Consider the following 22,914-nt stretch of genomic DNA (forward strand, 5'->3'; position numbering starts at 1 on the left):
CCCGGCCCAGACACCCGGCCCGCCAGGCCCGCCAGGCACGGCCTGTCGCCGCCGCGGTCGCCGTCGCCGGCACTGCTACCGTGCACCCATGTCCTGGGGCCGGCGGTACTACGCGCTGCAAGCCGTCGGCGGAGCGGCCTGGTGGATCGCCGTCGCCACGCTGCCGTGGGTCCGGACCACCACGCTCGGTTCGCTCGACCCGGTGCTCGTCGCCGTCCTCGACGTCCCGTTGTTCGTCGTGGCCTCGGCCCTTGCCGCCGCCGGTGTCCGGGCCGCCGCGGTCGTCACGACGGGGTGGACCGCCGTGGTGCTCTGCGCGCTCGCCGTCTGGGCAACGGCCACCGGCGAGGCCGGCTGGGGCGTGCTGATCATGCTCGCGGCCACGATCGGCTCGGTGCTCGCGCTCGGCCTCGTGCTGCTCGGACGGATCCCGACCGAGTGGGTGACGAGCGGCCCGCTGCGGATCCGCACCGCCGACGCCGACGCCCCGCGGTCCCGGCACGTCGCCGCGACCGTGCTGCAGATCGTCGTGTTCTGGGGTCTGTTCCTCGGGGTGTTCCCCCTGGTCATCGCGTTCGCGGAGCACCGATGGGGCCTGCACCCGGACCCGCCCGTTCCCCTGGTGAGCGCCTCGACCGTCCTCGGGGTGGTCGTGCTCCTGCTGGCGAGCGCACTCGGCATCGCGTCGGCGGCGGCCATGTCGACGAAGGGCGGCGGCACCCCGCTGCCCTCGGCGACGGCGAACCGCCTGGTCGTCGCGGGGCCGTACCGTTCGGTGCGGAACCCGATGGCCCTGGCCGGCATCACCCAGGGCGTCGCCGTCGGCCTGCTGCTGTCGTCGTGGCTGGTCGTCGTCTACGCGGTCGCGGGTTCCGTCGTGTGGAACTGCATCGTCCGACCACTCGAGGAAGCCGACCTCGACGAGCGGTTCGGCGACGACTTCCGCCGGTACGCCGAGCAGGTGCGCTGCTGGGTGCCTCGGTGGCCGATCCCCGCTCGGGTGGGCTCGGTGCCGCTCACCTCGTCGCGCCGCTGAGCGGTTTAACGACGCCGGCGTCGTCGTTCGGCGCCGCCGGGTCGTCGAGACGCCTCCGTTTCCGGCGGCGTCTCGACGACGGGGCGGCGTCTCGACGACACGCCGGCGTCTCGACGTGACGCCGGCGTGTCCGGACCGGCACCGACACCGGCCTGGAGGCGCCAGGCGGCGCCGCCACGGGCCTCCTGTCCGTCAGCCGGCCGGGTCCACCACCGGCGGCCGCGCGGACGGGGCGAGCGCACGGATCCGCTTGGCGGGGACGCCGGCGTAGACGCCGTGCGCCGCCAGGCGGCCGACCACCACGGCGCCGGCTGCGACCACCACGTCGTGCTCGATGTGGGCCCCCGGCAGGATCGTTGCCCGACCGCCGATCCAGACGTGCTCCTCGATGAGGACCGGGCGGCCCGTCGGGACGTCGTTCCACCGGCCGTCGGCGTCGATGTCGTGGTGGCTCGTCATGATGAGCACCTGCATGCCGATCGCGGTGTTCGCACCGATCGTCACGGGTGCCACGGCCTCGACGGTGACGTTCCGGTTGCAGAACACGCCCCGGCCGATCGTCAGGTGCCTGGGATCGCCCGTCAGCGAGAACCCGGCGCCCACACCGGACTCCGCGCGGGCCCCGGCGACGAGCAGCAGGAGCCGCCGCACGATCCGCGGCAGCAGCGCCGACCCGAGCACGGCGGTGAAGAGCAGGTGCTCCCTGGCGTGTGCGGCATCCTCGACGAGCCGCCGACCGAACGTCGACGGGGCAGCAACCGCCGGAGCGGGTGCCGAGGTCGGGACGGGTGGTGCTGCTGAGCCGGCCATGGGGTCTCCAGTCGTCGTGGCTGCGTGTCCGTGCAGCGCCACCGTAGGACGACGACCGTCGGCGACCGGCCGGACGACGGGCGGTTGCGGGATTCTTGCGGGGCCGCGCCGCTCGGCGGCCACGCGCCGGCTCGGCTACGCGCGTGCGCCGTCGCGGGCGGTGGACGCCGTCTGCCGGGGCAGCTCGCCGAACTCCTCGCGGTAGCTCCCCGCGAACCGGCCCAGGTGGGCGAACCCGGTGGCACGGGCGATCTCGGCGACGCTCCGGCCGTCTCCGGACTCGAGCTGTTCGCGCGCGAGCAGCAGCCGGATCCGACGCAGGTACATCGTCGGGGTGATGCCGTGGTGGCGCTGGAACGCCGCCTGCACACCGCGCACGCTCAGGCCGGCGGCCTCGGCGACGTCGTCGACGCTGATCGGTTCGGTGGCGTGCTCGAGCAGGAACGTCTCGGCTCGGGCGAACCGGGCCGTGGCGGCCACGACCGGTTCGTGCTGGCCGACGGGCCAGTGCGGGATGGCGGTGAGCAGGCCACCGGCCGCGAAGCGGGCGAGCTCTCGCTCACGCTCGACCGGCACGGTCTCCGGTCCGGCCAGGACCTCCTGGGCGACGGACCGGACCATCAGCCACCAGGCCGCCAGCGGTGCGCCCTCGGGGACGTGCCGCGGACGGAACTCGAGCGGGCCCGGGGCCCAGTCCCCACGCTCCGCTGCGACCTGCTCGACGATCGCGCGGTCGATGCGCAGGACGTCCTTGTTGCAGTCGATCCACCGGAAGCGCTGCGGGCCCTGCCGGAACAGCATCGGGCGGCCGATCTGCACCGGCTCGCCGTCGAGCTGCGCGACGCCCGACTTCATCCAGACGATCATCATCTCGCTGCCCGGCTCGATCGCTCCGCGCAGGTCGCCCGTGCAGCGGGTGGACTCGAGTGACAGCAGCGACGTCCCGCGGATCCGTTCCTCGAAGACGAACTCGGCGTCCGTCGGCTCGACCGACAGGTCGTGCGTGGTGTGCGTCCGAGCCAGGGCCTCGGCCGCGACCGACGGCTCGACGGTCTGGATCTCCCGCAGCAGGCGGTGCATCGTCTCGGGCACGTGACGATCCTCCCGAGATCTCGGCGTCCGCGCAACGAGCGACGCGCCGGGTTCCTGGACGGCGACCAGCGAGGGCACTGTTTGCTGTGCTCCAGGAGGTCGCCACATGAAGCAGATCCAGTACGACCGCTCGACGATCCTGACGAGCGACGACGTGGCCGATGCGGTGATCGAGTACGCCGCGGCCCTGGCCGGCGGCAACCGGGCGGACACCGTCGCGATCCCCTCGGTGGCGGCGGACGGCACCATGACGACCACCAAGGTGCTCATCGGCCCGTCGAGCCAGCTCGTCGTCGCCGATGCCGACGAGGACGAGCTCGAGCGCGAGGACGCGGACTTCGTCGAGCGGTTGCGTGCCGCCGCACTGACGTTCGAGCACGACGAGGTGATCCACGCGGACACCCGGTCGGACCTGACCGAGGGGCCCGTGGCCTAGCAGGGCCTGCGGGCGCGGGGAGGTGGACCGCTGGACTAGCGCCCGAAGTCCGGCGGCGCGGCGCTCGTGTCCACGGCGAGCACCGCTTCGGTGCGGCGCGCGACCTCGAGCAGGAACGCTTCGCCCTCGGGTTCGAGGTCGTCGTCGGGTGCGGGCTCCACCGCGACCGGGACACCCGGGGCCAGCAACACCTCGACGGTGCTCGCCACCCCGAAGTCGTCGGCGGTGGGGATCGACACGACGTCGCTCAGTCGGCTCTGGTGCAGCGCGGCCGCGTACCGGATCACCGCTTCGGCGATCGAGTCGCTCGTCAGGACACGGACGGTGCCCGCGTAGTTCACGTACTTCAACGTTGCTCCCTGGTGAAGAGGAGCATCCGCCGCGGTGACGGTTCCCTGATCCGGTGCCACGGTAGGCCGCCGTCGGGCCACGCACACATCTTCGCGGACAGAACGGGGTACGCGGCGCCCGGCCGGTCGGTGCCGGGTGACCGGTGTCGGGGGACGCTCCCCCTGAACCGTCGCCCACCGCGAGCGGCCTACGTTCTGGCCCATGTCCACGCGAGCGAAGACCGTCACGGCGCTGTTCGGCGCCGCCACCGTAGCCCTGCTGCTCACCGCCTGCGACCCCGGCGGAGCGCAGAACATCGACCCCGTCGGCAAGGTGCCCGGCTCCGAGCAGAAGTCCCAGTCGGCGCAGTGCGACGTTGCCGCGAGTGCCACCGTCGACATGATCGACGAGGCGGTCGGGTCGCACGACACCACCGAGTTCGCGAACGTCCAGGAGGGCGACGGCGGCTGGTACCTCGGTGCGGCGATCGTCCCGGCGGACAGCAACGACTCGAACGACGACGAGATCACCGTCTGGGCGACCACCGCCGACCCCACGGCCGACGGCTTCGACGGTCCGCTGTACGCCGTGAACGACGTCGCGAAGCAGGCCGTGGCCGACGAGTCGACCACCACCTCGGACGCGCCGACGCCGTTCGCCGACGACTCCGAGGCCGCCCAGCAGGTCGAGAGCTGCGTCGTCGAGGCGTCCGACCGCTAGTCGCCGGACACCCTGCCGTGGCCGGTCAGCCCTTGGGCTGGTCGGCCACTTCCACGTCCACGTGGTAGTCGTCGCCCCCGTCGGTGCTGATGGTGGACACCGAGTCGTAGACCACGTCGTAGCCCGCGGTGTTCACGTCGCAGTGCACCTCGGCGCCGTCCTCGATCGCGATGTCGTCCTCGCCGCAGTCGACCTCGGGCGTCGCGTCCGAGATGTCCGCCAGCGCGTCGACGACGACCTGTTCGAAGGCCTCCGGCGTGACGGTCCGCGAGGACGAAGCGGTCGAAGTCGACGTCGTCACCGTGCACCCGCTGAGCGTCACCGCCAGCGCGATCGTCGCGGTGAGCGTCGCGAGTGTGGTGGTGGTGCGCTGCTGCATGGTGTCCCCCGTCGTCCCCTGGCCGGTGGCTGCCCCGCGATCGGGGCCGGCCGTTCCCGACGGTAGTCGCCGCGACGGTGCGAGGACGCCGTCTGGTCCGAATCCGGTGGCGCACCGGCGGCTGGACGTCCGCCCGGGGTGTCGTGAAGGGGCGCTCAGCAGGTGGGCGAGTTCACTAGACGATCGTCTTCTGAACCCCTACGGTTCCGAACACCCCGTCCTGCCGCGAACCGTGAGAGACCGCATGCGCACCCCTCGTCAGACCACACCCCTGATCGGGACCGGCAGCTGACGTGGCAGCTGCGAAGGTCACCGTCCTGCTCGTGAGCGACTTCCCGCTGTCGGCGATGCGCGGCGAACGAGCCGCCCTGGTCCAGCAGGCGAAGGCGTTCGCCGCGTCCGGACACGTCGTCTGGGTGGCGACTCCCCCGACGAGCGACACCGCCGACCTGCGGAAGTCCGGTGTGCGCCTGCTCGAGGTCGAGCCGTCGATCAGCGTCCCGGGGGCGGACCTGCCGGTGGTCCGCAACTCGGTGCGGGTGCGTCGGCACCTCGGCACGGTGATGCTCGAGGAACGGATCGGTCTCGTCGTCACCCACTCGGACTTCGGTCTCGCCGCCGCAGCCCTGACCACGGCGCGCTCGCTCGGGCTGCCGACGATCCACACCGTGCACGGTTCCGCTCCGATCCGCGGGCGGACCGCCGCGGCGTTCGCGCCCCTGGCACGTCGTGCCCACCGCGTCGTGACCGGGCTCCGGACCGGCCGGCACCGCGTCGGCGGCCACCCCATGGAGGACGCGCGCCGCAGGATGGCCGTCGCCGTCTCCGCGGCCGCCGACGTCGTCGTCACCTCGACCACCCGACAGGCGGGAGTCCTGCGTGCCGCCGGCCTGGACGAGGTGCACGTCGTGCCCAACGCCATCGGGAACCGCACGGTGACCCCGCCGCCACCGCCGGAGCTCGGCCCGCTCCGGCTCGTCTGGGCGTCGCGGTTCACGCCGGACAAGCGCCTCGACGTGCTCTTCAACGCGATCCGGCTGGTCGAGATCCGGTTGGGGGCACACGCGGTCCGGGTCGACGTCGCTGGCGGGACCGTCCCACCGACGCGCACGCCGGTGTCGGTGCGCGTGCACGGCCGCCTGTCCCTGCAGGGCGTCCACGACCTGCTGCTCTGCGGGCACGCGGCGGTCATCTGCTCGCTCGAGCACGACGGCCAGCCGATGACCGCGCTCGAGGCGTTCCGCGACCACCGTCCGGTCATCGTCTCCGACATCCGTCTGGCGAGCGAGTTCGGATCCGCCGCCGTCCTGACGGACGACGAGACCGCGTTCGGGCTCGCCACGACGATCATCGAACTCGCCTCGGACCGGGACCTGCTGCGACCGCACACCGACGCCGCGATCGCGCACGCCCGACTCGCGACGGCGGAACGCCACACCGAGCAGGTCCTCGGGCTCGTCGCGGGTCGCTGCGGTCCCTGAGCGCACCGTCCCGGAGCGCGCGGTCCCCGCGGCGACGCGCTCGGCCGTGGGGCCGCCACGGGACGGACGGGAGGCACGGTGCGGGCCCGCCCCGAGCCTCCCGCCCGGCGGTGCGTGCCGACCACGGCACAGGGAGAACGCCCCGATGAGGAGGGGGGATCTCATCGGGGCGTTCCGTTCGTGGGGCCGCGTCAGGCGGCGAGGCGCGCAGCGAGCGCCGTGGCGCGGGACCGGAGGTCCGCGTAGGTGGCCTCGTACGCGTCCGGCGTGCCGGTGCGCGAGGGGTTCGGCAGTGACCAGTGCAGGCTGTCACCGTCGTCGATCGACTCGTGCGCACGGTCGCAGACCGTGACGACCAGGTCGCCGTCGGCGACGACGTCGTGGAAGGACCGCGGGACGTGGTCGCCGAGGTCGAGGCCGTGGCGCGCACCGACGGCGACCGCGCCGGGGGCGATGGCGGGGGCGGGACGCGTCCCGCCGGACAGGGAACCGATCTCGCTGACCTGCGCCCAGACGCCCGCGGCCAGCGGGGAGCGCGCGGAGTTGCCGGTGCAGACGAACAGCACGCGCGACACCGGGCCCGGCACCGCCGCCGCCCCGTGCGGGACACCGCTCGGTTCGAGGTGCAGGTAGCTGCGACGGCCGTCGCCGTCGGAGCGGCGCCGCGTGACCAGCCCGGCCTGTTCGAGGACGCGCAGGTGGTGCGCGAGGAGCGGGCCGGACAGGCCGAGGGCGGCCCGGACCTCGCTCGGGCTGGCGTCGGAGGCCGCGAGCAGGTCGACGACCGCCAGGCGTGCGACGTCGCCGAGGGCCGCGTGCTGCGCCGCGCGCTGCTCGAGGTCCTGCTGCCGCATGTTCATCAGTTCAATGTTGACTGAACCATCTGCCGTCGTCAAGATGAGCGGGTGACGATGAGCCCCGAGCCCCTGCGGGCGTCCGCTGCCTCGGTGTTCCTGGTGTTCCTGCGGCTCGGGCTGACCTCGTTCGGCGGGCCGGTCGCGCACCTCGGGTACTTCCGAGAAACCTTCGTGGTGCGTCGGCGGTGGCTGGGCGACGACGCCTACGCCGACCTCGTCGCGCTCTGCCAGTTCCTGCCCGGGCCGGCGTCGAGCCAGGTCGGGATGGCACTCGGCCTGCAGCGCGCCGGGATGCTCGGACTCCTCGCCGCCTGGTGCGGGTTCACGCTGCCGTCCGCGGTGCTGCTCGTCGCGTTCGCCCTGCTCGTGTCCGGCACGCCCGACCTGGCCGGCGCCGGGTGGCTGCTCGGGCTGCAGGCCGCCGCGGCCGCGGTGGTGGCGCAGGCGGTGCTCGGCATGGCGCGCTCGCTCACGCCGGACCGCCGACGGGCGACCGTCGCTGCCGCAGCCGCGATCGTGGTGCTGCTCGTCCCCGGCCCGGGGCCGCAGGTCGCGGTGATCGCGGTGTGCGGTGTGGTCGGCGCCGTGTGGCTCCGCGGCGTCGTCGCCGTGGGCGTGGATGCAGGCGCCACCGACACGGGCGGCGCCGTCCGGCTCCCCCGCTGGGTCGCGGTGTCGGCGCTCGTCGCGTTCGCCGCCCTGCTCGTCGCGGCCCCGATCGCCGCGCACGGCACCGGTGCCGTGCGCCTGTTCGGGGTCTTCGCGCAGGCGGGCTCGCTCGTCTTCGGCGGCGGCCACGTCGTCCTGCCGCTGCTCGAGTCGCAGACCGTGGCCACACACCTGGTGGGGCACGCCGACTTCCTGGCCGGGTACGGCGCCGCACAGGCCGTACCCGGGCCGCTGTTCACCTTCGCCGCGTACCTCGGCGCCGTCGCCCACGGCAGCCCCGGCGGGGTCCTCGGCGCAACCGTCGCACTCGTCGCGATCTTCCTGCCCGCCGCGCTCCTGGTCATCGGCGCACTGCCGTTCTGGCACGTGCTCCGCGCCCTGCCGTGGGCCCGACGCGTGCTCGCCGGCGTGAACGCGGGGGTCGTCGGGCTCCTCGCCGCAGCGCTCTGGGACCCGGTCATCACCGAGGGGGTCCGCTCGGCCCCCGCACTGGCGCTCGCCGTGGCTGCCTTCACCGCCCTCACCCGCTGGTCCGCTCCCCCGTGGGCCGTCGTCATCGGAGCCGGCCTGCTCGGCGCCGTCGTCCTCTGATCGGAGCACCCCGCATGCCCACCGTCCTGTTCGTCTGCGTCCACAACGCCGGCCGTTCCCAGATGGCCGCCGGCTTCCTGCAGCACCTGGCCGGTGACCGCGTCGACGTCCGGAGCGCCGGCTCCGAACCGGCCGACCAGCTCAACCCCGTGGTCGTCGAGGCGATGCTCGAGGAGGGCATCGACATCCGGGGCGAGCAGCCCGCCCTGCTCCGCACCGACGCCGTCCGTGCCGCCGACGTCGTCATCACGATGGGCTGCGGGGACGCCTGCCCGGTGTTCCCGGGCAAACGCTACGAGGACTGGGAGCTCCCGGACCCCGCAGGGCTCGACCTCGACGCCGTCCGGCCGATCCGCGACGACGTGCGTGCGCGGGTGCAGGACCTCATCGCCCGGACCGCTCCCTGACGCGCTCGAGCAGGCGGTCGACGAGCTGCTCGCGCCACGGGACCGACGACCAGACGTGGTCCGCACCCTCGACCGCGGTGAACGTCGCCCCGCTGAGCAGTTCGCCGTAGCGCCGGCCGTACTCGACCGGGACGATCTCGTCGGCGGTACCGTGCAGCACGTCGACCGGCCCGTCGTACCCGCGCGCCTGGGCGTAGACGTCGAGTCCGTCCCGGACCTCGTCGACGAACCCGCGCCCGAGGGCGGTCCCAGCGAAGTCGAACCAGCCGCGGTCGCGGACGGGCGCGAGCGGCTGCCCCTGGATGGTGTCGTGCACGGCGATGTCGTCGACCACGACCCCGGCCGGCGACCACAGGGTCAGGCTCCGCACCAGGTCGGGGACCCTCGCCGCCGCCATCGCCGACTCGACGGCGCCCAGGCTGTGGGCGACGACGTGGATCGGTGCCCCCTGGTCGGCCGAGAACGCCCGGATCATCGTGACGACCTGCTCGACCTCGTCGCCGATCGAGATGTCCGCGAAGCGTCCGTCGCTCGTGCCGTGCCCGAGACGGTCGTAGGAGCGGACCGTCAGACCGCTGTCGGTCAGGGCGGTCGCGGCCTGCACGAAGAGCTGGCGCGGACCGATCGACGAGTCACCGAACCCGTGCACGAACAGCACCGAGCCGCCGGCAGCCGCGGGCGCCGGGTGGTACTCCCACCCCCGGAGCGCCCCGCCCCGGTGCTCGAGCCGGATGCTCGTCAGGGCACGCTCCAGCGGACGTTCCGCAGTCACGCTCAGTTGCTCCGGTCGGCGAACCCGGCCGGCAGGTCGGCGGGCGCGGTGTCGACGACGGTCTCGTCGTCCTGGCCGACGAACTCGAACAGGGTGATGTGGGCGAACTCGGGGACGACGTAGATCGGGTAGGTGGGGCCGGCGTCGCGGTACTCGCGCATCCGGTCCAGGTGGTCGTTCTGGAACAGCACGGTCTTGCTGCCGTCCTCCTCGACCCAGTGCGGGAAGAAGATCGTGCCGTGCAGCACGCGCTCCCCCGGCACCACGGTCACGACGACGCTCGTGCCGGTGGGCTCGTTCCACGACACCTTGTAGACGCCGGCGGTGAGCACCACGAGGTCGACCTGCTGGTCCTTGACCCAGCGCCCGCCGACCATGCCGGAGTGGATGCGGTAGTCGATGGTGGTGGCGTTCTTGACGTACATCTCGTACTGCCAGCCGTTGGCGTACGTGTAGATGAACCGGTGTCCGACGATGCCGGAGAGGTCCTGCGACGGGACGGGCTGTGCGACTGAGGTGGTGATCGTCATGCACCCATCCTGCGCCAAACATAGTTTTGTTGCAAACCTTTTTCGAGGACCTAAGCTGAGGACATGGGCAGCGAGCACGACACCGCAGGACTCCGGGACATCGCTCGGCGGCTCAGCGACCAGGTCGGCCCGTTCCGCCGCACCCTGCTGAACGCGTCACGCCGTGACGGTGCGCTGCCGGAACTGCCCGACGCCCAGATCGAGGTGCTGCGACGCCTCGACGAGGCCGGGTGGCTCACGCCGACGGCGCTCGGCCGGTCCCTCGGCCTCGCCCGCTCCACGGTCAGCAACCTCGTCACCGCGATGGAGCGCGGCGGGCTCGTCCACCGGCGGCTCGCCACCGGCGACGGCCGCAGCACCGAGATCGCCCTGACCGAGCTCGCGTCCGAGCGGCTCCGGGTCTACGACGCCTCGGCCGAGCACGTCCTGGTCGGCGCGCTCGAACGCCTGGGCCCGGACGGGGTCGACGCGCTGCGCGCCGCGCTGCCCGTCCTCGCCGAGCTCCGTCTGGCCATCGACGAACCCGGAGCGTAGGGATCGGCTGACAGTGCGCGTGAGCCGTCGCACAGGTCCGGCTCGTCGATCACCAGCGGGAGCGGGTCACCCTGGCAGGGTGTTCGCAGACCACCCGGGAGGTCCGCACCGCGCCTGAGAAGTCGGTCACGGTCGCAGCACGCGACGGCTCCAGGGCGCGCGGCGGCCCCCAGGGACCGGTTCCATCGTTCTGCCGTGCAGACGACATCACTTCTCCCCATCATCGCCAAGGCGTGTGCGGTGGCAGCTCCGGTCGCCATCGCCGTATCGCTCGTGGCCGGCCCGGCCGTGGCGACACCCCTCCACACCTCCACCACCACGACCTCCGCGCACCACACGGTGTCCCGCGCGGCGCGGACCACCGAGGGCGGCACGGCAGTCTCGCGGCTCGACCGTCGCGCCGAGCAGCGCAACGAGGCCACCGTCCGGCACCTGTTCCGGTGCGCGTTCCGCTCCCCCGCCTCGGCGACGGCACGCGCTGCGGCCCGGACCGCCGTGGCGTCGGGTGCCGTCGCCCACGGTGCGAAGAGCGCCTCGGGTCCGGCTGCACTGCTCGCCGAGTTCACCGCCGACCGCGCCCGGGTCCCCGGTGCCCACGCCGTGATCAAGCACATGGCCGGTGACGCCGACCTGGTGGCCGTGCACTGGCAGATCACCGCGAAGCCGAAGGACGAACGCACCGGTGACGCCGCCGTCGACCTGTTCCGCATGCGCAACGGCCGCATCAGCGAGTGGTGGGCGCTCCGGCAGACGGTCCCGACGGGCACGCCGGCCAGCGGCAACACGAACAGCATGTTCAGCGACCTGTACCCGGCCGCCAAGCGTGACCACCACCTGACCGAGCGGCAGGAGGAGCACAACCGGGTGCTCGCGGTGACCGCGTACAACCGGCTGTTCCGCGACCACGACGTGTCCGTGCTGGACGAGAAGTTCGACCCGGCGTACCTGCAGCACAACTCGGTCGCCGCGAACGGCACCGCCGCGCTCAAGCAGTTCTTCGCCGGCAGTGCCGCGCAGGGTCTGCCGAAGCAGGAGTCCGTCATCTCGCTGGCCGACGGCGACCTGGTGTGGACGTTCTCGAAGCAGGTCGGGGCGAAGGCCGACGCACCGTTCGGCGCAGCCGACCTGTTCCGGGTCGACGGCAACCTGATCCGCGAGCACTGGGACGTCGTCCCGACGAGCTGAGACCGGGCAGCGGGAACCGGAGCCGCGCGTCTCAGGACGCGCGGCTCCGGCGCGCCCGCTCCTTGATCGCCGTGATGACGGCCGTCTTCGCGTCGGCGTAGGCGTTCATGTCGTCCCAGCTCCGGCCGAGCAGCTCCCGCTTGGTGCGCTCGTACAGCGCGCGGTCGTCGGCGTCGACGCGCAGGTGGTCGCGGAGGAGCAGGTACTCCTCGACCGCCGTCGCGCCCTGCTCGTAGACGTGCACGTGCACGTCGCGAGCCGGTGTCCGGACCAGACGGTGGCCGGGTTCGCGCACGCGGAGCTCGTACCCGGCCGCGAGGAGCTGGTCGAGGTAGGTCGCCTCGGCGGTGATGTCGGCGACGACGACCACGATGTCGACGATGGGTTTCGCCGCCAGGCCGGGGACGGCCGTGGAGCCGATGTGCTCGACGACCGCAGCGTCCGCGCCGGAGCCGGGCAGGGCCTCCAGGATGCGTCGCCGGTGGTCCGCGAAGACCGCAGCCCACCCGCTGTCGGCGGGGTGCAGGGTCACGGTGACCGGTTCTGGGCCGCCGATGATCTTGACGGTCGTGACGTCCGGTCGGGGGTGGTCCTTGTCATGGTGCACCCGGCCATGATGGCAGCACCCGGAGCGCGGACCAGAGCAGTCCTTGACTTTCCGGCTACGAGTATTAGCCTTTGAGTTACTACCCGTAGCCGAAGGAGCCACGTCATGCTCGAACACCTGGACACCGAGGGCGGCACGATCGCCTACGACCTCTCCGGCTCAGGGCCGCTCGTGGTCCTCGCCCACGGGATGGGCGACAGCCGCCACTCCTACCGCTTCGTCGTGCCGGAGCTCGTCGCGGCCGGCTACCGGGTCGCGAACGTCGACCTGCGGGGTTGCGGCGACTCGAGCACCGGGTGGTCCGGGTACGAGCGCTCCGACATCGCACGCGACCTGGTCGCCGTCGCCCGGCATCTCGGCGGCCCGGCCGTGGTCGTCGGGCAGTCGATCAGCGGCGGCGCAGCGACGATCGCCGCGGCCACCGCACCCGACCTGGTCGCCGGCATCGTCGAGCTGGCACCGTTCACGCGCAAGCAGTCCGTCGACCTCGGTGGGCTCCTGCGCAACCGCCGACACCGCGCCGGCACCGTCCAGCTCGCACGCGTGATGACGAGCGGCAGCCTGCCCGGCTGGCTCGCGTACCTGGACATCGCGATCCCCGCCAAGCCCGCCGGCTGGGCGACCGAGCGCGGCCGCATCGAGACGACCCTGCGGCAACCGGAGCGGATGGCGGTCCTCCGCGCCATGACCCGCACGTCGCCCGCCGACGCCGGCGAGCAGCTGGGTGCCGTCCGGTGCCCCGTGCTCGTCGTCGAGGGCAGCGCCGATCCGGACTGGGCCGACCCCCGCGCCGAGGGCGAGCGCGTCCTCGCCGACCTGCCCGACGGCCTCGGGGAGCTCGCCGTCATCGACGGCGCCGGCCACTACCCCCACACCGAGACGCCGACTGCACTCCTCGCCCTGCTGCTGCCGTTCCTCGCCCGCACCTTGCCCGTCGCAGGCCCCGTTGCCTAGGGCGGGGCTCGACCCGGCGACCGTCACCGAGACCGCGGCGACGCTGGCCGACGAGATCGGTCTGGCCCGACTGAGCATGAGCGTCGTCGCCGACCGCCTCGGGGTGAAGGCACCGTCGCTGTACAAGCACGTCGACGGACTCGGTGACCTCACGCGCAGGATCGCGATCCTCGGCGCGAACGAGCTCGGGGACGCACTCCGCGACGCCATGCAGGGGCGCAGCGGCCGGAGTGCGCTCGAGGCGGCGGTGCAGACCGTGCGCCGGAGCGTCCGGGAGCACCCGGCGCGGTACCAGGCAGCCGTCAGCGTCCGGCCGACCGACGCCCAGGACCCGCTGGCCGTCGCGCTCGGCCGCACCCTGGCGTCCTTCGCCGCGGCGCTCCGCGACTACTCGCTCGACCCCGCCGACGAGGTCCACGCACTCCGGGTGCTCCGCAGCGTCCTGCACGGGTTCGCCACGATCGAGGCGTCCGGCGGGTTCCAGATGGACACGGACGTCGATGCGAGTGCTGCGTGGATGGTCGACTTCCTGGATCGCGGGTTCCGTGCCGCGACGACACGGTGACCGTCACCACGGCGGCGCGCGCGTCGAGGCCCGTCGGTCACGACCCGCTCCGTGGCGGCCTGCGGTTCACGGCGGAGCTCGTCGCATGGGTGGCCGTGCCCTGGGCGCTCTGGCCCCGTTCGCCGGTGCTCGCGATCGCCGCCGTCCTGCTCCTCGTCGTGCCGCCGGCGGTCTTCGGGACGCCGGGTGACCGCCCCGGCGGCGACCCACCCGTCGCGGTACCGGGAGTGGTGACGATCGCGTCGGTCCTCGCGCACCTGGTCGGAGCCATCGCCGCGTCCTGGGTCGTCTGGCCGGCTGCGGTCGCGGTCGCCGTCACGGTCCTGTGCGTCGCCGTCGTCATCTCGGAACAGCGGCGGTGGCGCGTCCTGGTGGGGCGCGGGCGCGGGCGCGGACGCGGGCGAACAGACGATCGTCTGGCCAAGCGGTAGCGTGTGGCGTGGCGACTTCCGCCACACGCCGTCCACGAAGGGGCCGACCATGTCGCGCAGCACCGACCGGGTCCGGGTGTCACCGATCGTCCTCGCCGCGGGGATCGCCGCGCTCGCCGTCGCGCTCGCCCTGCCGGCGCCGCCACCGACCACGACGGGTACCGAGACACTCGGCCTCGGGGCATCGGGAGCGCTCGGTGCCGCACTCGGCGCACCGCCCTCGACGAGCGGCGCGCACCGGTTCGCGATCCGCCCACCACGGACGGTCGGTACCGGCGGAGTCGTGAGCGTGCGCTTCGCCGGGAGGGGCACCCCCGGCGCCGTCGTGGTCATCCACTACGGCGAACCGCGGGACGGCACCGGGGACGATCGCGTTGCGGAGATCGCGCCGGGCAGCAGCGCGGTGGGTCGGACCGGCCGGTTCGCCTTCACCGCGGTCCTGCCGGAGTTGCCCCGCGACGCCGATCAGGCGTCCTGGAGCGCCCGACTGATCGACCCGGAGTCGCTGGACGTCATCGGGCGTGTCGACGGCGTCCACGTGGTCGAGCACACGGACCGCCGCTCCCACGATCCGCGGCCCACCGGATGAGAGGCCGCGCAGGGTGCTGGCCGCCGCTCGGTACTGCGGCTACGTTCGCTAGACGAACGTCTGGCCAGCAGTCAGCGGCGAGACCTGACCACGAGGAGCCCCCGTGTCGACACCCCACCGCACACCGTCATCCCGATCCGTCTCCGTCCTCCTCGGTGCCGCACTGGCCCTGAGCCTCGGACTCGCCGGCTGCTCCACGGCCGGCTCCGCGGCACCGTCGCCCTCGCCGTCCCCCGCCGCACAGGGCGACGCGCCCGCGACGACCGACTCGTCCCCCTCGGTCGACGCGACCGTCGCTTCGACGACACTCGGCAAGGTCGTCGTCGACGGCAAGGGCATGACCGCCTACTACTTCGACGCCGACGTCAAGGACTCCGGCACGAGCACGTGCACCGGTGCGTGCGCGGCGGCGTGGCCGGCGATCGAAGCGTCGACCACGAAGCCGAAGGTGTCGGGCATCACCGGGACGGTCGGCACCATCAAGGGCGTGGACGGCGGGCGGCAGATCACGATCGACGGGCGCCCGATCTACACCTTCGTCGGGGACAAGAAGGCCGGCGACGTGACGGGACAGGGCGACAAGGGCGTCTGGTACGTCGTCAACCCGGACGGCAGCGAGCAGAAGAAGTAGGCCCGGCGCCCCGGTGGACCAGCAGTCCGCCGGGGCCCCTCGGGAGGGGCGAGCCCTGCGGGGTCAGTCCCCCGGGGTGGCCGGGTGTCCGCCGACCCGCACGGGCTCCACCTGTTCGAGCAAGCCGTGCACGCCGGGCAGTCCGAGCCCGGTGAACAGTGCCGCCCACAGGTCCCGGAGCTGCCCCTCGGTGTCACGGGTCAGTCGTGCACTCGTCCGGGCCCACATCACCCCGAAGGTCGACGTCAGCACGAGGTCCGCCGCACGAGCCCACCCGGGATCGGTGGCGGGGCCGACACCCCCGCTCGAAGCCGACAGGTGCCGGCGGACGTAGTCGTCCCACGTGAAGACCCGCGGGATCACCTCTCCCGCACCGCGGAGTTCGTGACTCAGACGGATGGCCCCGGCAGCCACCGGACACCGGATGGCATCGGAACAGGCGGACGTCAGCATGACGAGCAGGTGCTCGAGGCCCTCGGGTTGCGTGATCAGCGAGTCGATCACCGCCCAGCGGGCCTGCTGCCGCTCGATGACCGCGAAGGCGAGCTCGTGCTTGGACGAGAAGACGTGGTAGCCGATCGCCGACTTCGGGCGGTCCATGGCGGCGGCCACCCGGGCGAACGACGTCCCCGCGTAGCCGTGGCTCGCGAACACCGCCGCCGCGGCCTCGATGATCTGCTCGCGGGTCCGGGTCTTCGCCTGCTGCCGCTGGTTCATCGCACTCCTCGTTCGGGTCTCGGGTCATCATACGAACGTCTGACAGCACGAGGGGAGCACGCCGTCCGGACGGTTTGCCTCTGATCCACTCAGCTTCCGGCATGCGCTAGACGATCGTCTGGCCCGTTGTTAGCGTTCACGCACACCGAGTCGACCCGAGCCGAACCGAGGAGTCCCCATGCGTCCCACCCCGTCCACCGCCCGCAAGCCGGCGTCCCGGCGGCTGACCGCGCTCATCGCCAGCGTCGCCCTCGGCGGAGCACTCGCCGCCGGCGCCCTGGTCCCCGCGCAGGCCGGGGCCGCCACGATCCCGCACACCACGTACACCGCCCACGCCCCGACCCGGTCTGCAGCCGTGGCGTTCACCGCGAAGACCCACGGCGGACCAGACCGGACGAGCTTCACCGGCACCACCTTCGCCGGCGCCGGCAAGCCCGGCACCCTGGTCATCGTCTACTACGACGCACCGGGCAAGCCCCGCGGCCTGTTCAGCAAGCACATCGCCGAGGTCACGAGCGGGGACGACATGGTCAGCGCCAGCGGGCACTACCGCTTCACCGCGGCGTTCCCCGACCTGCCGCGCGGCACGACGACGCTGCACTGGCACGCCCGCCTCGCCGACCCGGACACCCTGTCCGTGATCGGACGCGTCAACGGCACCCGCCGGCTCGGCTGAACCGTGTTCCGTCACACGCAAGCGGTGCGCGTCCGCACCCTGGCCGTCGCCCTGTCCGTCGCGGCCGCCGTCGGCATCGCCCTCGCCGGCACCGCACCGGCCTCGGCTGCCACGAGCGACCCGGACCGCACCGCGGCACCGATCATCGCCGGCACCCAGGTCGGGGTCCCCGGCAGCACCTGCACGGTCGGGGCGGTCCTGACCGCCAAGGGCTTCCGGAGCCAGGTCACCGCGTACCAGCGGGCGACCAGGTGGGTCGTGCTGGCGAAGCGCTGCGCGCCGCTGCAGGCGCCGGTGCGGCTCGACGGCGCGGCCGTCGGCAGCGTGGTCTGGCAGTCCGCGGACTCCGACGTCGAGCTCGCGGTCATCCCACCCCTGGCGTGCACGCGCGTCCGGGCGGCCGCCGGGTCCTGCGACCCGTCCGTCTCGACGTACACGCCGCGAGCATCCGGTCGTGTCTTCACCCGCGTCGGCGGCGACCCGGCACGTGCCGCCGTCACCGGCACCGGCCAGCCCGACGCCGATCCCTTCTGCACCAGCGGGGCGGCGAGCGGGGTGCTCTGCTCCTGGACGGCCACACGGGTGCCGACAGCGAGCCGCGCCGGCGCGCAGCACCTCGCCGCCGCACGCACCGATGCCGGCGTGGGCATCGAGCCGGGTGACGCGGGCGGACCGGTGATCAGCGCCACGAACCGGCTGTACGGGATCATCTCGGGCAGTTCGACGACGGGCACGACGAGCACGACGAGCACGACGGTGCTGCTCTACACGCCCGTGCAGCAGGTGCTCAGCGAGCTGTTCCGGTACCGGCTGGCCCCGGCGTCCTGAGCCGGCTGCGACCGGGTGGTGCACCCGGCCGCGGCCGTCTCGGCGACTGAGCGCTGCCTCATGACCCGGACACACCCCGGTCACCTCGCAGCCACTCGGCCGACCACCCACCTCGCGATCCTGCGGGGATCCGGACGTCACCGCGTCCGGATCCCCGCGACCCCCGGGTCCTGATCAGATCGAGGATGCCCCGTGCCCCCGCTCCACCGCTCCCCCCTCACCCACTCCCCGCGCACCGCCCGTGTGGCCGCGACCGCACTCGCCGGCTTTGCCGTCGTCGCCTCCGCCGCGTTCTCCGTCACGGCCGCCCACGCCGACACCGCACTCCAGCCCGCGTTCACCGCCGCGGACCACCCGATCACCGACGTCCCCGGACTGGTCAACGGTCGCGAGCTCGCCGCGGTGCACGGCCGGTCCGGTCAGACCGTGAACGCTCCGCGGCTGATCCGTTCCGAGTCGCTCGACAAGATCACCGCAGCCGGGGCCACGACCCTGGCCGACGAGTACCACGTCGACCTCGTCGTCGACCTGCGGACGTCGTCCCAGATCGCCGCGAAGCCCGATGTCGCGATCCCCGGCGCGCGGCACGTCGACATCTCGATGTTCGGCGCGGACGGCGACTACAGCGACGACACGGCGATGTACCACGACCTGGTCGACAAGGGCCACGTCGACCCGGCGACCCCCGGGTCGATGATCACCGCCTACCGCCGCGTGCTCCGGATCCTCGCCTCGCACACCAGCGGCACGGTGCTCATCCACTGCTCGCACGGCATGGACCGAACCGGCACCGTGGTGGACCTGCTCGACCGGGTCCTCGGCGTGGACAGCGCCGACATCCTGCACGACTACCTGCTCTCGAACACGCAGCTCGGGGTCACCTGGGCCACCCCGCAGCTGCTGCAGGGCACCTTCGAGCAGGACATCGCCACCGACTTCGGTGGGATGGACGCGTACCTGCGCGACACCATCGGCGTGACGGGGCACGAGGCCGCCGCACTGCGCCAGCGGTTCCTCGTGTCGAGCGACGCCACCGTCTCCTCGATCGCGGTCGCGGGCGTGCGCGTCCACCTGCCCGCCGCCGCCTCGTCGCAGGGTGCGACGGTGACGGCGCCGGTCCGGACGCTCCGGGCCGCCGACGTCCACGTGCACACGACGAACCCGAACGCGGTCGCCACCGTGCACGTCTCCGGCCGGACCGCACGCATCACGGTCACCGCGCAGGACGGCACCACGAAGAAGGAGTACCGCCTGACGGTCCGTCGACCGGCGACGCACCGCTGACCCGACACCGCCACCGGCCGCCACCACCGGCCACCCACGCCGACCGCTCGGACTCCCCCGGGCGGTCGGCGTGACCAACTGTTCACCACCACCGTCGCCCGCTCCGGGCGTCCGTCCGGCTACCGTGACACTCGTGCAGTCATCTGAACGACGGTGCCCGCGGTGACCGGACACCCGGCAGTCCCGACCATCCACGACGTCGCAGCGCTGGCCGGAGTGTCGAAGTCGGTCGTCTCCCGTGCCCTCGCGGGCTCGTACGGGGTGGCGCCGTCGACGACCGAACGCGTCAAGCGGGCGGCACTCGACCTGGGCTACGTGGCGAACGCGAACGCCCGCGGCATGTCGGCACACCGCACGCACACGCTCGGGGCGTTCGTCCGTGATGCCTCGACCCCGTTCTACGGGCACCTGCTCACCGCGTTCCAGCTGCAGGCCGCCGCGCGCGGGTACCGCGTCGTCACCGCCACCGGCGCGGGGTCGTTCCCGGTCAGCGAGGAACGCCGGGCGCTCGAGACCCTGGTGTCCCTGCGCGTCGAGGGGCTCATCGTCTGCAGCGGCGCGTTGCCCATCGACGACGTCCTGCCGTTCGCCCGACGCATCCCGACGGTGGTCTCCGGACGCCCCGAGACGGACCCGGCGGTGAGCAGCGCCTACTGCGACGAGCGCGGCGGCGGTCGCGGCCTCGCCGACCACGTCGCCGACCTGGGGCACCGTCGCGTCGCCGTGCTGACGGTCACACCGTCCGGGTCCCTGACGCAGTCGGCCCGCACCGACGCGATGGTGCGCCGGCTCCGTGCGCGCGGCGCCGAGGTGCTCCGGATCCGCTCCGAGGACCACGGCGCGGACCCCGAGGACCTCGACTCGTTCCTCGAGCAGGTCCTCGGCGCCGGCGGCGTGACGGCGGTCATGGCACCGAGCGACCGCTGGGCCGTCGGTGTGCTCGAGTCGATGCGCCGCCGTGGTCTCCGTGCACCAGACGACCTGTCGGTCACGGGCTTCGACGGGGTCGCGCCGCTCGCCACCGAGCTGCTCGGAATCACCTCGTGGCGACAGCCGCTCGGCCTGATCGGCCGCCTGTCCGTCGACGACGTGGTCGACCAGATCGACGGCCGTTCGACGGGCGTCGCCCACAACGCCGTCGACGGCACCCTGGTGCCGGGCCGGACCGCCGCACGCGTCTGACCCGGCGTCGCCGACACCGATCGTTCACCGTCCCGTCACGGGCCGACGGGTGAGATCCGGGCCGCTCCGGTCGATCATGGGGAACGTTCCCGACGATCGGGAACGTTCCCCATCGACCGACCCCGGACGGACCCATGCCCCAGAACGTCACCGCCAAACTGCCGCGCGACCCGAGCGACCCCTACCGCCACGGCATCTACCTGCGCCCTGATGCCCGCACCTGCCGCGCCGTCACGGTCGTCACCGACCAGCTCCGCGCGCAGTACGGCCTGGTGTCCGCCGGCGCCTTCCCGCCGCACGCCACGCTCGTCGGCAGCCAGCCGTTCGGCAGCAACGAGGACCAGGTCATCGCGGCCGTCACGGCGCTGCTCGACTCACGCCCGGCGTTCGACGTCCACAACGCCGGCGTCCGCGAGCAGGGCATCGGGTTCGTCTACGACGTCGCGACCCGGCCCGACGGCTCGCACAACGACGACTTCGTCCGACTCGCCGCCGACATCGATGCCGTGGTCGCCCCCTTCCGGCAGCCGATGCAGGTCCCGCCGTCGAACGACTACGACCCGGAGCAGTACCGCGCGCACCTCTCGCTCGCCTCGCACGACCTGTACGTCCGCCCGGACCTGCACGACGAGGTGGGCGCGTACATCCACGAACTCGACGTCGACGTGCCGACCGGGTTCCGCGGCGACACCGTCGTGCTCTACCGCACCGCGAGCCCGGACTGGTCCGGCCGCTGGTGGCAGACGATGACCTGGGAGCACGTCCACACCTGGAAGCTCGCCTGACCGTGGCCGCCACCCTCCGCGACGTCGCCGAGCGCTGCGCTGTCTCGCGATCGCTCGTGTCACTCGCCCTGCGGGGCGACGACGGTGTGTCGCGACCACGTCGGGAACTCGCGGTGCGGACGGCGGACGAGCTGGGCCTCCCGGTCGGCACGCTCGCCCGGCGACGCGCGCAGGGCGCGCCGCTCGTGCTCGGCGTGCTGGTCACCGAAGCCGCGAACCCGTTCCACGACGAAGCGCTCCGGAGCGCACGCGCGACCGCCGAGACCCTGGGGTTCGCGCTCCGCGTCGTGGACGGGTTCCGTGACCCCGCCCGGCTGGCCGACGGCCTGGAGGCCCTGCACGCCTCCCGCGGGTCGGCCGACGGCGTCCTCGGGGTCGCGGTCCTGAGCAGCCGGGTCGCCCCGGCACGGCTCGCTGCGGTCGCGCGCGACCTGCCGGTCGCGGTCCTCGGCTCGAGCGGGTCGGGTCTCGCCGGACTCGGACTCGACACCGTGCGCGCCGACGAGGAATCGGGCATGCGCCACCTGGTGCTCCACCTCGCCGCACTCGGGCACCGGCGCACGTGTTTCGTGGCGGAGTCGGACCACCCCTCGACGACCCGTCGTGCCGTCGCGCACGCCACGGTCTCGGCGCAGCTCGGCCGGCCCGGTGACCACCGTGTCGACGACGTCGATGCCCTGGCGGCGGACCCGGCGCGGATCGCCCGGCACCTGGGCGACGGGGTGACGGCGTTCGTCGCGACGAACGACGCGACCGCGGCGCGGCTCGTGGCGATCGCCGACGGCGCGGGACTCGCGCTCCCCCGGATGGTGGCGGTGACCGGGTTCGACGGCACCGGTCTCGGCGACCGGCTCGACCTGACGAGCGTCGACCAGCCGCGGGTCCGGATGGGCGCGCGGGCGGTGGAGCTCGTCGTCGAACGGCTGCGCGGGCGACGCGGTGACCGCCACGAGGTCCTGCCGACGCGCCTGCTGCAGCGGGGGTCGACGGCACGGGCGGTCGCCGGGCACCAGGTCGGCTGAGCACCGCGCCGCCGTCGGCGGCGCGGCCGTCGGCGGATCGGTCCAGTGGGCGGTGCGGCTCAGCGGGCGGTCGGGTCGGCGGCGGCGGCGTCCGTGGCAGTCGTCGCCGACAGGTCCTGCACCCGACGGACCAGCTCGGCGTGCGATCCCCCGGCGCCGGCAGCGACGTAGTCGTCGGCCAGGTGCGCACGGTCGACGGGCTCGCCCCCGCGGAAGCCCCGGAACCACCCACCGGCCCGCTCGAGCACCAGTGCCCCGGCGGCGACGTCCCAGGGGTGCGTGGCGAAGCCCATCGTGGCGTCCGACCACCCCGCGGCGACGTGCACCAGGTTGAGGGCGCCGCTGCCGAGGCTGTGGTGGTGGCGGTACCGCACCGTCAGGTCACGCAGCAGGTCGAACGCCGCGGCCTCGCCGAGCAGGTCGAGGTCCTGCTGCACCGGGAAGCTCGTCAGCACCGTCGCGGCGTCGTCGGGGCCGGACGACGAGTGCATCGGCGCACCGTCGAGCCAGGCTCCGTCGTCGTCCGCCGCGAACACGTGGTCGGCGACCGGGTCGAAGACCACCCCCGCGACGACCTCGCCGTCGACCTCGGCCGCTATCGAGATGCACCAGTACGCGAGTCCGCGGGCGAAGTTCGCCGTGCCGTCGATCGGGTCGACGATCCACCGCACCACGGCGTCCCCGGTGGTGTCGGCGCTGCCGGTGCTGCCCGTGGTGTCGGCGCTGCCGGTGGTGTCGGCGCTGCCGGGGCCGCCGGCAGCGCTGCCGGTGCTGCCCGTGGTGTCGGCGCTGCCGGTGGTGTCGGCGCTGCCGG

29 protein-coding genes are annotated in these 22,914 nt (G+C 73.3%); 19 read left to right on the top strand and 10 right to left on the bottom strand.

The window, feature by feature from the left end:
- The first annotated feature begins 88 nt into the window (after positions 1 to 88).
- On the top strand, positions 89 to 1,036 hold the full coding sequence (locus tag QRN30_RS16810) for a methyltransferase family protein (RefSeq protein WP_056068402.1): 948 nt from the start codon (positions 89 to 91) through the stop codon (positions 1,034 to 1,036).
- A 192-nt stretch (positions 1,037 to 1,228) separates the two neighbouring features.
- Here the strand turns inward: QRN30_RS16810 and QRN30_RS16815 are convergent, their stop codons facing one another.
- Positions 1,229 to 1,846, bottom strand: coding sequence for an acyltransferase (locus tag QRN30_RS16815; protein ID WP_052481956.1), 618 nt, complete (start codon positions 1,844 to 1,846; stop codon positions 1,229 to 1,231).
- A gap of 135 nt (positions 1,847 to 1,981) precedes the next feature.
- Entirely contained in the window at positions 1,982 to 2,938 is a 957-nt protein-coding gene (locus QRN30_RS16820; RefSeq protein ID WP_017885659.1) for an AraC family transcriptional regulator, read from the bottom strand.
- Between the two features lie 106 nt (positions 2,939 to 3,044).
- On the opposite strand from QRN30_RS16820, the gene QRN30_RS16825 reads away from it, so the two are divergent.
- Positions 3,045 to 3,374, top strand: a complete 330-nt coding sequence (locus QRN30_RS16825) for a hypothetical protein (RefSeq protein ID WP_017885660.1) — start codon at positions 3,045 to 3,047, stop codon at positions 3,372 to 3,374.
- A 35-nt stretch (positions 3,375 to 3,409) separates the two neighbouring features.
- On the opposite strand, the gene QRN30_RS16830 is transcribed toward QRN30_RS16825, so the two are convergent.
- Positions 3,410 to 3,724 carry a hypothetical protein gene (locus QRN30_RS16830; RefSeq protein ID WP_139179682.1) on the bottom strand — a complete coding sequence of 105 codons (315 nt, stop codon included), beginning with the start codon at positions 3,722 to 3,724 and terminating at the stop codon, positions 3,410 to 3,412.
- Between the two features lie 202 nt (positions 3,725 to 3,926).
- Between QRN30_RS16830 and QRN30_RS16835 the strand changes: the two genes are divergently transcribed.
- Positions 3,927 to 4,424, top strand: coding sequence for a hypothetical protein (locus QRN30_RS16835; protein ID WP_017885662.1), 498 nt, complete (start codon positions 3,927 to 3,929; stop codon positions 4,422 to 4,424).
- Between the two features lie 25 nt (positions 4,425 to 4,449).
- On the opposite strand, the gene QRN30_RS16840 is transcribed toward QRN30_RS16835, so the two are convergent.
- Positions 4,450 to 4,803: a hypothetical protein gene (locus QRN30_RS16840; RefSeq protein WP_284761513.1), complete on the bottom strand. Its 354-nt coding sequence runs from the start codon at positions 4,801 to 4,803 to the stop codon at positions 4,450 to 4,452.
- A 293-nt stretch (positions 4,804 to 5,096) separates the two neighbouring features.
- On the opposite strand from QRN30_RS16840, the gene QRN30_RS16845 reads away from it, so the two are divergent.
- Positions 5,097 to 6,284 carry a glycosyltransferase gene (locus tag QRN30_RS16845; RefSeq protein WP_194590553.1) on the top strand — a complete coding sequence of 396 codons (1,188 nt, stop codon included), beginning with the start codon at positions 5,097 to 5,099 and terminating at the stop codon, positions 6,282 to 6,284.
- A 191-nt stretch (positions 6,285 to 6,475) separates the two neighbouring features.
- Here the strand turns inward: QRN30_RS16845 and QRN30_RS16850 are convergent, their stop codons facing one another.
- Complete coding sequence (locus QRN30_RS16850) at positions 6,476 to 7,144, bottom strand: arsenate reductase/protein-tyrosine-phosphatase family protein (RefSeq protein WP_214519813.1); 669 nt, start codon at positions 7,142 to 7,144, stop codon at positions 6,476 to 6,478.
- Between the two features lie 51 nt (positions 7,145 to 7,195).
- On the opposite strand from QRN30_RS16850, the gene chrA reads away from it, so the two are divergent.
- Together chrA and QRN30_RS16860 are read left to right on the top strand one after the other, a co-directional pair.
- A complete protein-coding gene (gene chrA / locus QRN30_RS16855) occupies positions 7,196 to 8,401 on the top strand; it encodes a chromate efflux transporter (RefSeq protein WP_284761531.1) in 1,206 nt (401 codons plus the stop codon).
- A gap of 14 nt (positions 8,402 to 8,415) precedes the next feature.
- Entirely contained in the window at positions 8,416 to 8,808 is a 393-nt protein-coding gene (locus QRN30_RS16860) for an arsenate reductase ArsC (RefSeq protein ID WP_017885667.1), read from the top strand.
- Here QRN30_RS16860 and QRN30_RS16865 read toward each other — a convergent pair.
- Both QRN30_RS16865 and QRN30_RS16870 read right to left on the bottom strand, forming a co-directional pair.
- Complete coding sequence (locus QRN30_RS16865) at positions 8,786 to 9,580, bottom strand: alpha/beta hydrolase (protein WP_017885668.1); 795 nt, start codon at positions 9,578 to 9,580, stop codon at positions 8,786 to 8,788. The genes QRN30_RS16860 and QRN30_RS16865 overlap by 23 nt on opposite strands.
- Positions 9,581 to 9,582: 2 nt before the next feature.
- Complete coding sequence (locus QRN30_RS16870; RefSeq protein ID WP_017885669.1) at positions 9,583 to 10,110, bottom strand: phenolic acid decarboxylase; 528 nt, start codon at positions 10,108 to 10,110, stop codon at positions 9,583 to 9,585.
- 63 nt (positions 10,111 to 10,173) lie between these two features.
- On the opposite strand from QRN30_RS16870, the gene QRN30_RS16875 reads away from it, so the two are divergent.
- Together QRN30_RS16875 and QRN30_RS16880 are read left to right on the top strand one after the other, a co-directional pair.
- Positions 10,174 to 10,644 carry a MarR family winged helix-turn-helix transcriptional regulator gene (locus QRN30_RS16875; protein ID WP_017885670.1) on the top strand — a complete coding sequence of 157 codons (471 nt, stop codon included), beginning with the start codon at positions 10,174 to 10,176 and terminating at the stop codon, positions 10,642 to 10,644.
- Between the two features lie 240 nt (positions 10,645 to 10,884).
- Positions 10,885 to 11,829, top strand: a complete 945-nt coding sequence (locus QRN30_RS16880; protein ID WP_214562145.1) for a nuclear transport factor 2 family protein — start codon at positions 10,885 to 10,887, stop codon at positions 11,827 to 11,829.
- A 31-nt stretch (positions 11,830 to 11,860) separates the two neighbouring features.
- Here QRN30_RS16880 and QRN30_RS16885 read toward each other — a convergent pair whose 3' ends face one another.
- The gene (locus QRN30_RS16885) at positions 11,861 to 12,436 is read right to left on the bottom strand and encodes a GrpB family protein (RefSeq protein ID WP_284761517.1); all 576 of its coding nucleotides are present in this window, start codon (positions 12,434 to 12,436) and stop codon (positions 11,861 to 11,863) included.
- 105 nt (positions 12,437 to 12,541) lie between these two features.
- On the opposite strand from QRN30_RS16885, the gene QRN30_RS16890 reads away from it, so the two are divergent.
- From QRN30_RS16890 to QRN30_RS16910, 5 genes are all read left to right on the top strand, one after another.
- Entirely contained in the window at positions 12,542 to 13,390 is an 849-nt protein-coding gene (locus QRN30_RS16890; protein WP_284761520.1) for an alpha/beta fold hydrolase, read from the top strand.
- Positions 13,383 to 13,955: a TetR/AcrR family transcriptional regulator gene (locus QRN30_RS16895; RefSeq protein WP_284761521.1), complete on the top strand. Its 573-nt coding sequence runs from the start codon at positions 13,383 to 13,385 to the stop codon at positions 13,953 to 13,955. The genes QRN30_RS16890 and QRN30_RS16895 overlap by 8 nt, the downstream gene beginning before the upstream one ends.
- Positions 13,952 to 14,386, top strand: coding sequence for a hypothetical protein (locus QRN30_RS16900; RefSeq protein ID WP_284761522.1), 435 nt, complete (start codon positions 13,952 to 13,954; stop codon positions 14,384 to 14,386). Before QRN30_RS16895 ends, QRN30_RS16900 begins: the two co-directional genes overlap by 4 nt.
- Before the next feature lie 49 nt (positions 14,387 to 14,435).
- Positions 14,436 to 14,975, top strand: a complete 540-nt coding sequence (locus QRN30_RS16905) for a hypothetical protein (protein WP_139179683.1) — start codon at positions 14,436 to 14,438, stop codon at positions 14,973 to 14,975.
- Between the two features lie 103 nt (positions 14,976 to 15,078).
- On the top strand, positions 15,079 to 15,606 hold the full coding sequence (locus tag QRN30_RS16910) for a COG4315 family predicted lipoprotein (protein ID WP_017885677.1): 528 nt from the start codon (positions 15,079 to 15,081) through the stop codon (positions 15,604 to 15,606).
- A gap of 63 nt (positions 15,607 to 15,669) precedes the next feature.
- Here the strand turns inward: QRN30_RS16910 and QRN30_RS16915 are convergent, their stop codons facing one another.
- Positions 15,670 to 16,323: a TetR family transcriptional regulator gene (locus QRN30_RS16915; RefSeq protein WP_284761523.1), complete on the bottom strand. Its 654-nt coding sequence runs from the start codon at positions 16,321 to 16,323 to the stop codon at positions 15,670 to 15,672.
- A gap of 178 nt (positions 16,324 to 16,501) precedes the next feature.
- On the opposite strand from QRN30_RS16915, the gene QRN30_RS16920 reads away from it, so the two are divergent.
- From QRN30_RS16920 to QRN30_RS16945, 6 genes are all read left to right on the top strand, one after another.
- On the top strand, positions 16,502 to 16,999 hold the full coding sequence (locus tag QRN30_RS16920) for a hypothetical protein (protein WP_259495968.1): 498 nt from the start codon (positions 16,502 to 16,504) through the stop codon (positions 16,997 to 16,999).
- Positions 17,000 to 17,023: 24 nt separating this feature from the next.
- On the top strand, positions 17,024 to 17,827 hold the full coding sequence (locus QRN30_RS16925; RefSeq protein WP_284761524.1) for a trypsin-like serine protease: 804 nt from the start codon (positions 17,024 to 17,026) through the stop codon (positions 17,825 to 17,827).
- 192 nt (positions 17,828 to 18,019) lie between these two features.
- Positions 18,020 to 19,111 (top strand): tyrosine-protein phosphatase, encoded by a 1,092-nt coding sequence (locus QRN30_RS16930; protein WP_284761525.1) that lies wholly within the window; start codon positions 18,020 to 18,022, stop codon positions 19,109 to 19,111.
- A 162-nt stretch (positions 19,112 to 19,273) separates the two neighbouring features.
- Entirely contained in the window at positions 19,274 to 20,293 is a 1,020-nt protein-coding gene (locus QRN30_RS16935; RefSeq protein ID WP_284761526.1) for a LacI family DNA-binding transcriptional regulator, read from the top strand.
- A 134-nt stretch (positions 20,294 to 20,427) separates the two neighbouring features.
- Positions 20,428 to 21,078: a 2'-5' RNA ligase family protein gene (locus QRN30_RS16940; RefSeq protein WP_017885683.1), complete on the top strand. Its 651-nt coding sequence runs from the start codon at positions 20,428 to 20,430 to the stop codon at positions 21,076 to 21,078.
- A 2-nt stretch (positions 21,079 to 21,080) separates the two neighbouring features.
- Complete coding sequence (locus tag QRN30_RS16945; RefSeq protein WP_284761527.1) at positions 21,081 to 22,100, top strand: LacI family DNA-binding transcriptional regulator; 1,020 nt, start codon at positions 21,081 to 21,083, stop codon at positions 22,098 to 22,100.
- A 59-nt stretch (positions 22,101 to 22,159) separates the two neighbouring features.
- On the opposite strand, the gene QRN30_RS16950 is transcribed toward QRN30_RS16945, so the two are convergent.
- The coding region (locus QRN30_RS16950; protein ID WP_284761529.1) for an inositol monophosphatase family protein at positions 22,160 to 22,914 on the bottom strand (755 nt) is incomplete at its 5' end.

The organism is Curtobacterium sp. MEB011 (genome assembly GCF_030209655.1).
GTDB lineage: Bacteria > Actinomycetota > Actinomycetes > Actinomycetales > Microbacteriaceae > Curtobacterium > Curtobacterium poinsettiae.

Excerpts from the sequence above, each read along its gene's own strand:
- QRN30_RS16810 (WP_056068402.1), top strand. The coding sequence starts at position 89 with ATGTCCTGGGGCCGGCGGTACTACGCGCTGCAAGCCGTCGGCGGAGCG.
- QRN30_RS16815 (WP_052481956.1), bottom strand. The coding sequence starts at position 1,846 with ATGGCCGGCTCAGCAGCACCACCCGTCCCGACCTCGGCACCCGCTCCG.
- QRN30_RS16825 (WP_017885660.1), top strand. The coding sequence starts at position 3,045 with ATGAAGCAGATCCAGTACGACCGCTCGACGATCCTGACGAGCGACGAC.
- QRN30_RS16835 (WP_017885662.1), top strand. The coding sequence starts at position 3,927 with ATGTCCACGCGAGCGAAGACCGTCACGGCGCTGTTCGGCGCCGCCACC.
- QRN30_RS16840 (WP_284761513.1), bottom strand. The coding sequence starts at position 4,803 with ATGCAGCAGCGCACCACCACCACACTCGCGACGCTCACCGCGACGATC.
- QRN30_RS16850 (WP_214519813.1), bottom strand. The coding sequence starts at position 7,144 with ATGAACATGCGGCAGCAGGACCTCGAGCAGCGCGCGGCGCAGCACGCG.
- chrA (WP_284761531.1), top strand. The coding sequence starts at position 7,196 with ATGAGCCCCGAGCCCCTGCGGGCGTCCGCTGCCTCGGTGTTCCTGGTG.
- QRN30_RS16860 (WP_017885667.1), top strand. The coding sequence starts at position 8,416 with ATGCCCACCGTCCTGTTCGTCTGCGTCCACAACGCCGGCCGTTCCCAG.
- QRN30_RS16870 (WP_017885669.1), bottom strand. The coding sequence starts at position 10,110 with ATGACGATCACCACCTCAGTCGCACAGCCCGTCCCGTCGCAGGACCTC.
- QRN30_RS16875 (WP_017885670.1), top strand. The coding sequence starts at position 10,174 with ATGGGCAGCGAGCACGACACCGCAGGACTCCGGGACATCGCTCGGCGG.
- QRN30_RS16890 (WP_284761520.1), top strand. The coding sequence starts at position 12,542 with ATGCTCGAACACCTGGACACCGAGGGCGGCACGATCGCCTACGACCTC.
- QRN30_RS16905 (WP_139179683.1), top strand. The coding sequence starts at position 14,436 with ATGTCGCGCAGCACCGACCGGGTCCGGGTGTCACCGATCGTCCTCGCC.
- QRN30_RS16915 (WP_284761523.1), bottom strand. The coding sequence starts at position 16,323 with ATGAACCAGCGGCAGCAGGCGAAGACCCGGACCCGCGAGCAGATCATC.
- QRN30_RS16920 (WP_259495968.1), top strand. The coding sequence starts at position 16,502 with ATGCGTCCCACCCCGTCCACCGCCCGCAAGCCGGCGTCCCGGCGGCTG.
- QRN30_RS16940 (WP_017885683.1), top strand. The coding sequence starts at position 20,428 with ATGCCCCAGAACGTCACCGCCAAACTGCCGCGCGACCCGAGCGACCCC.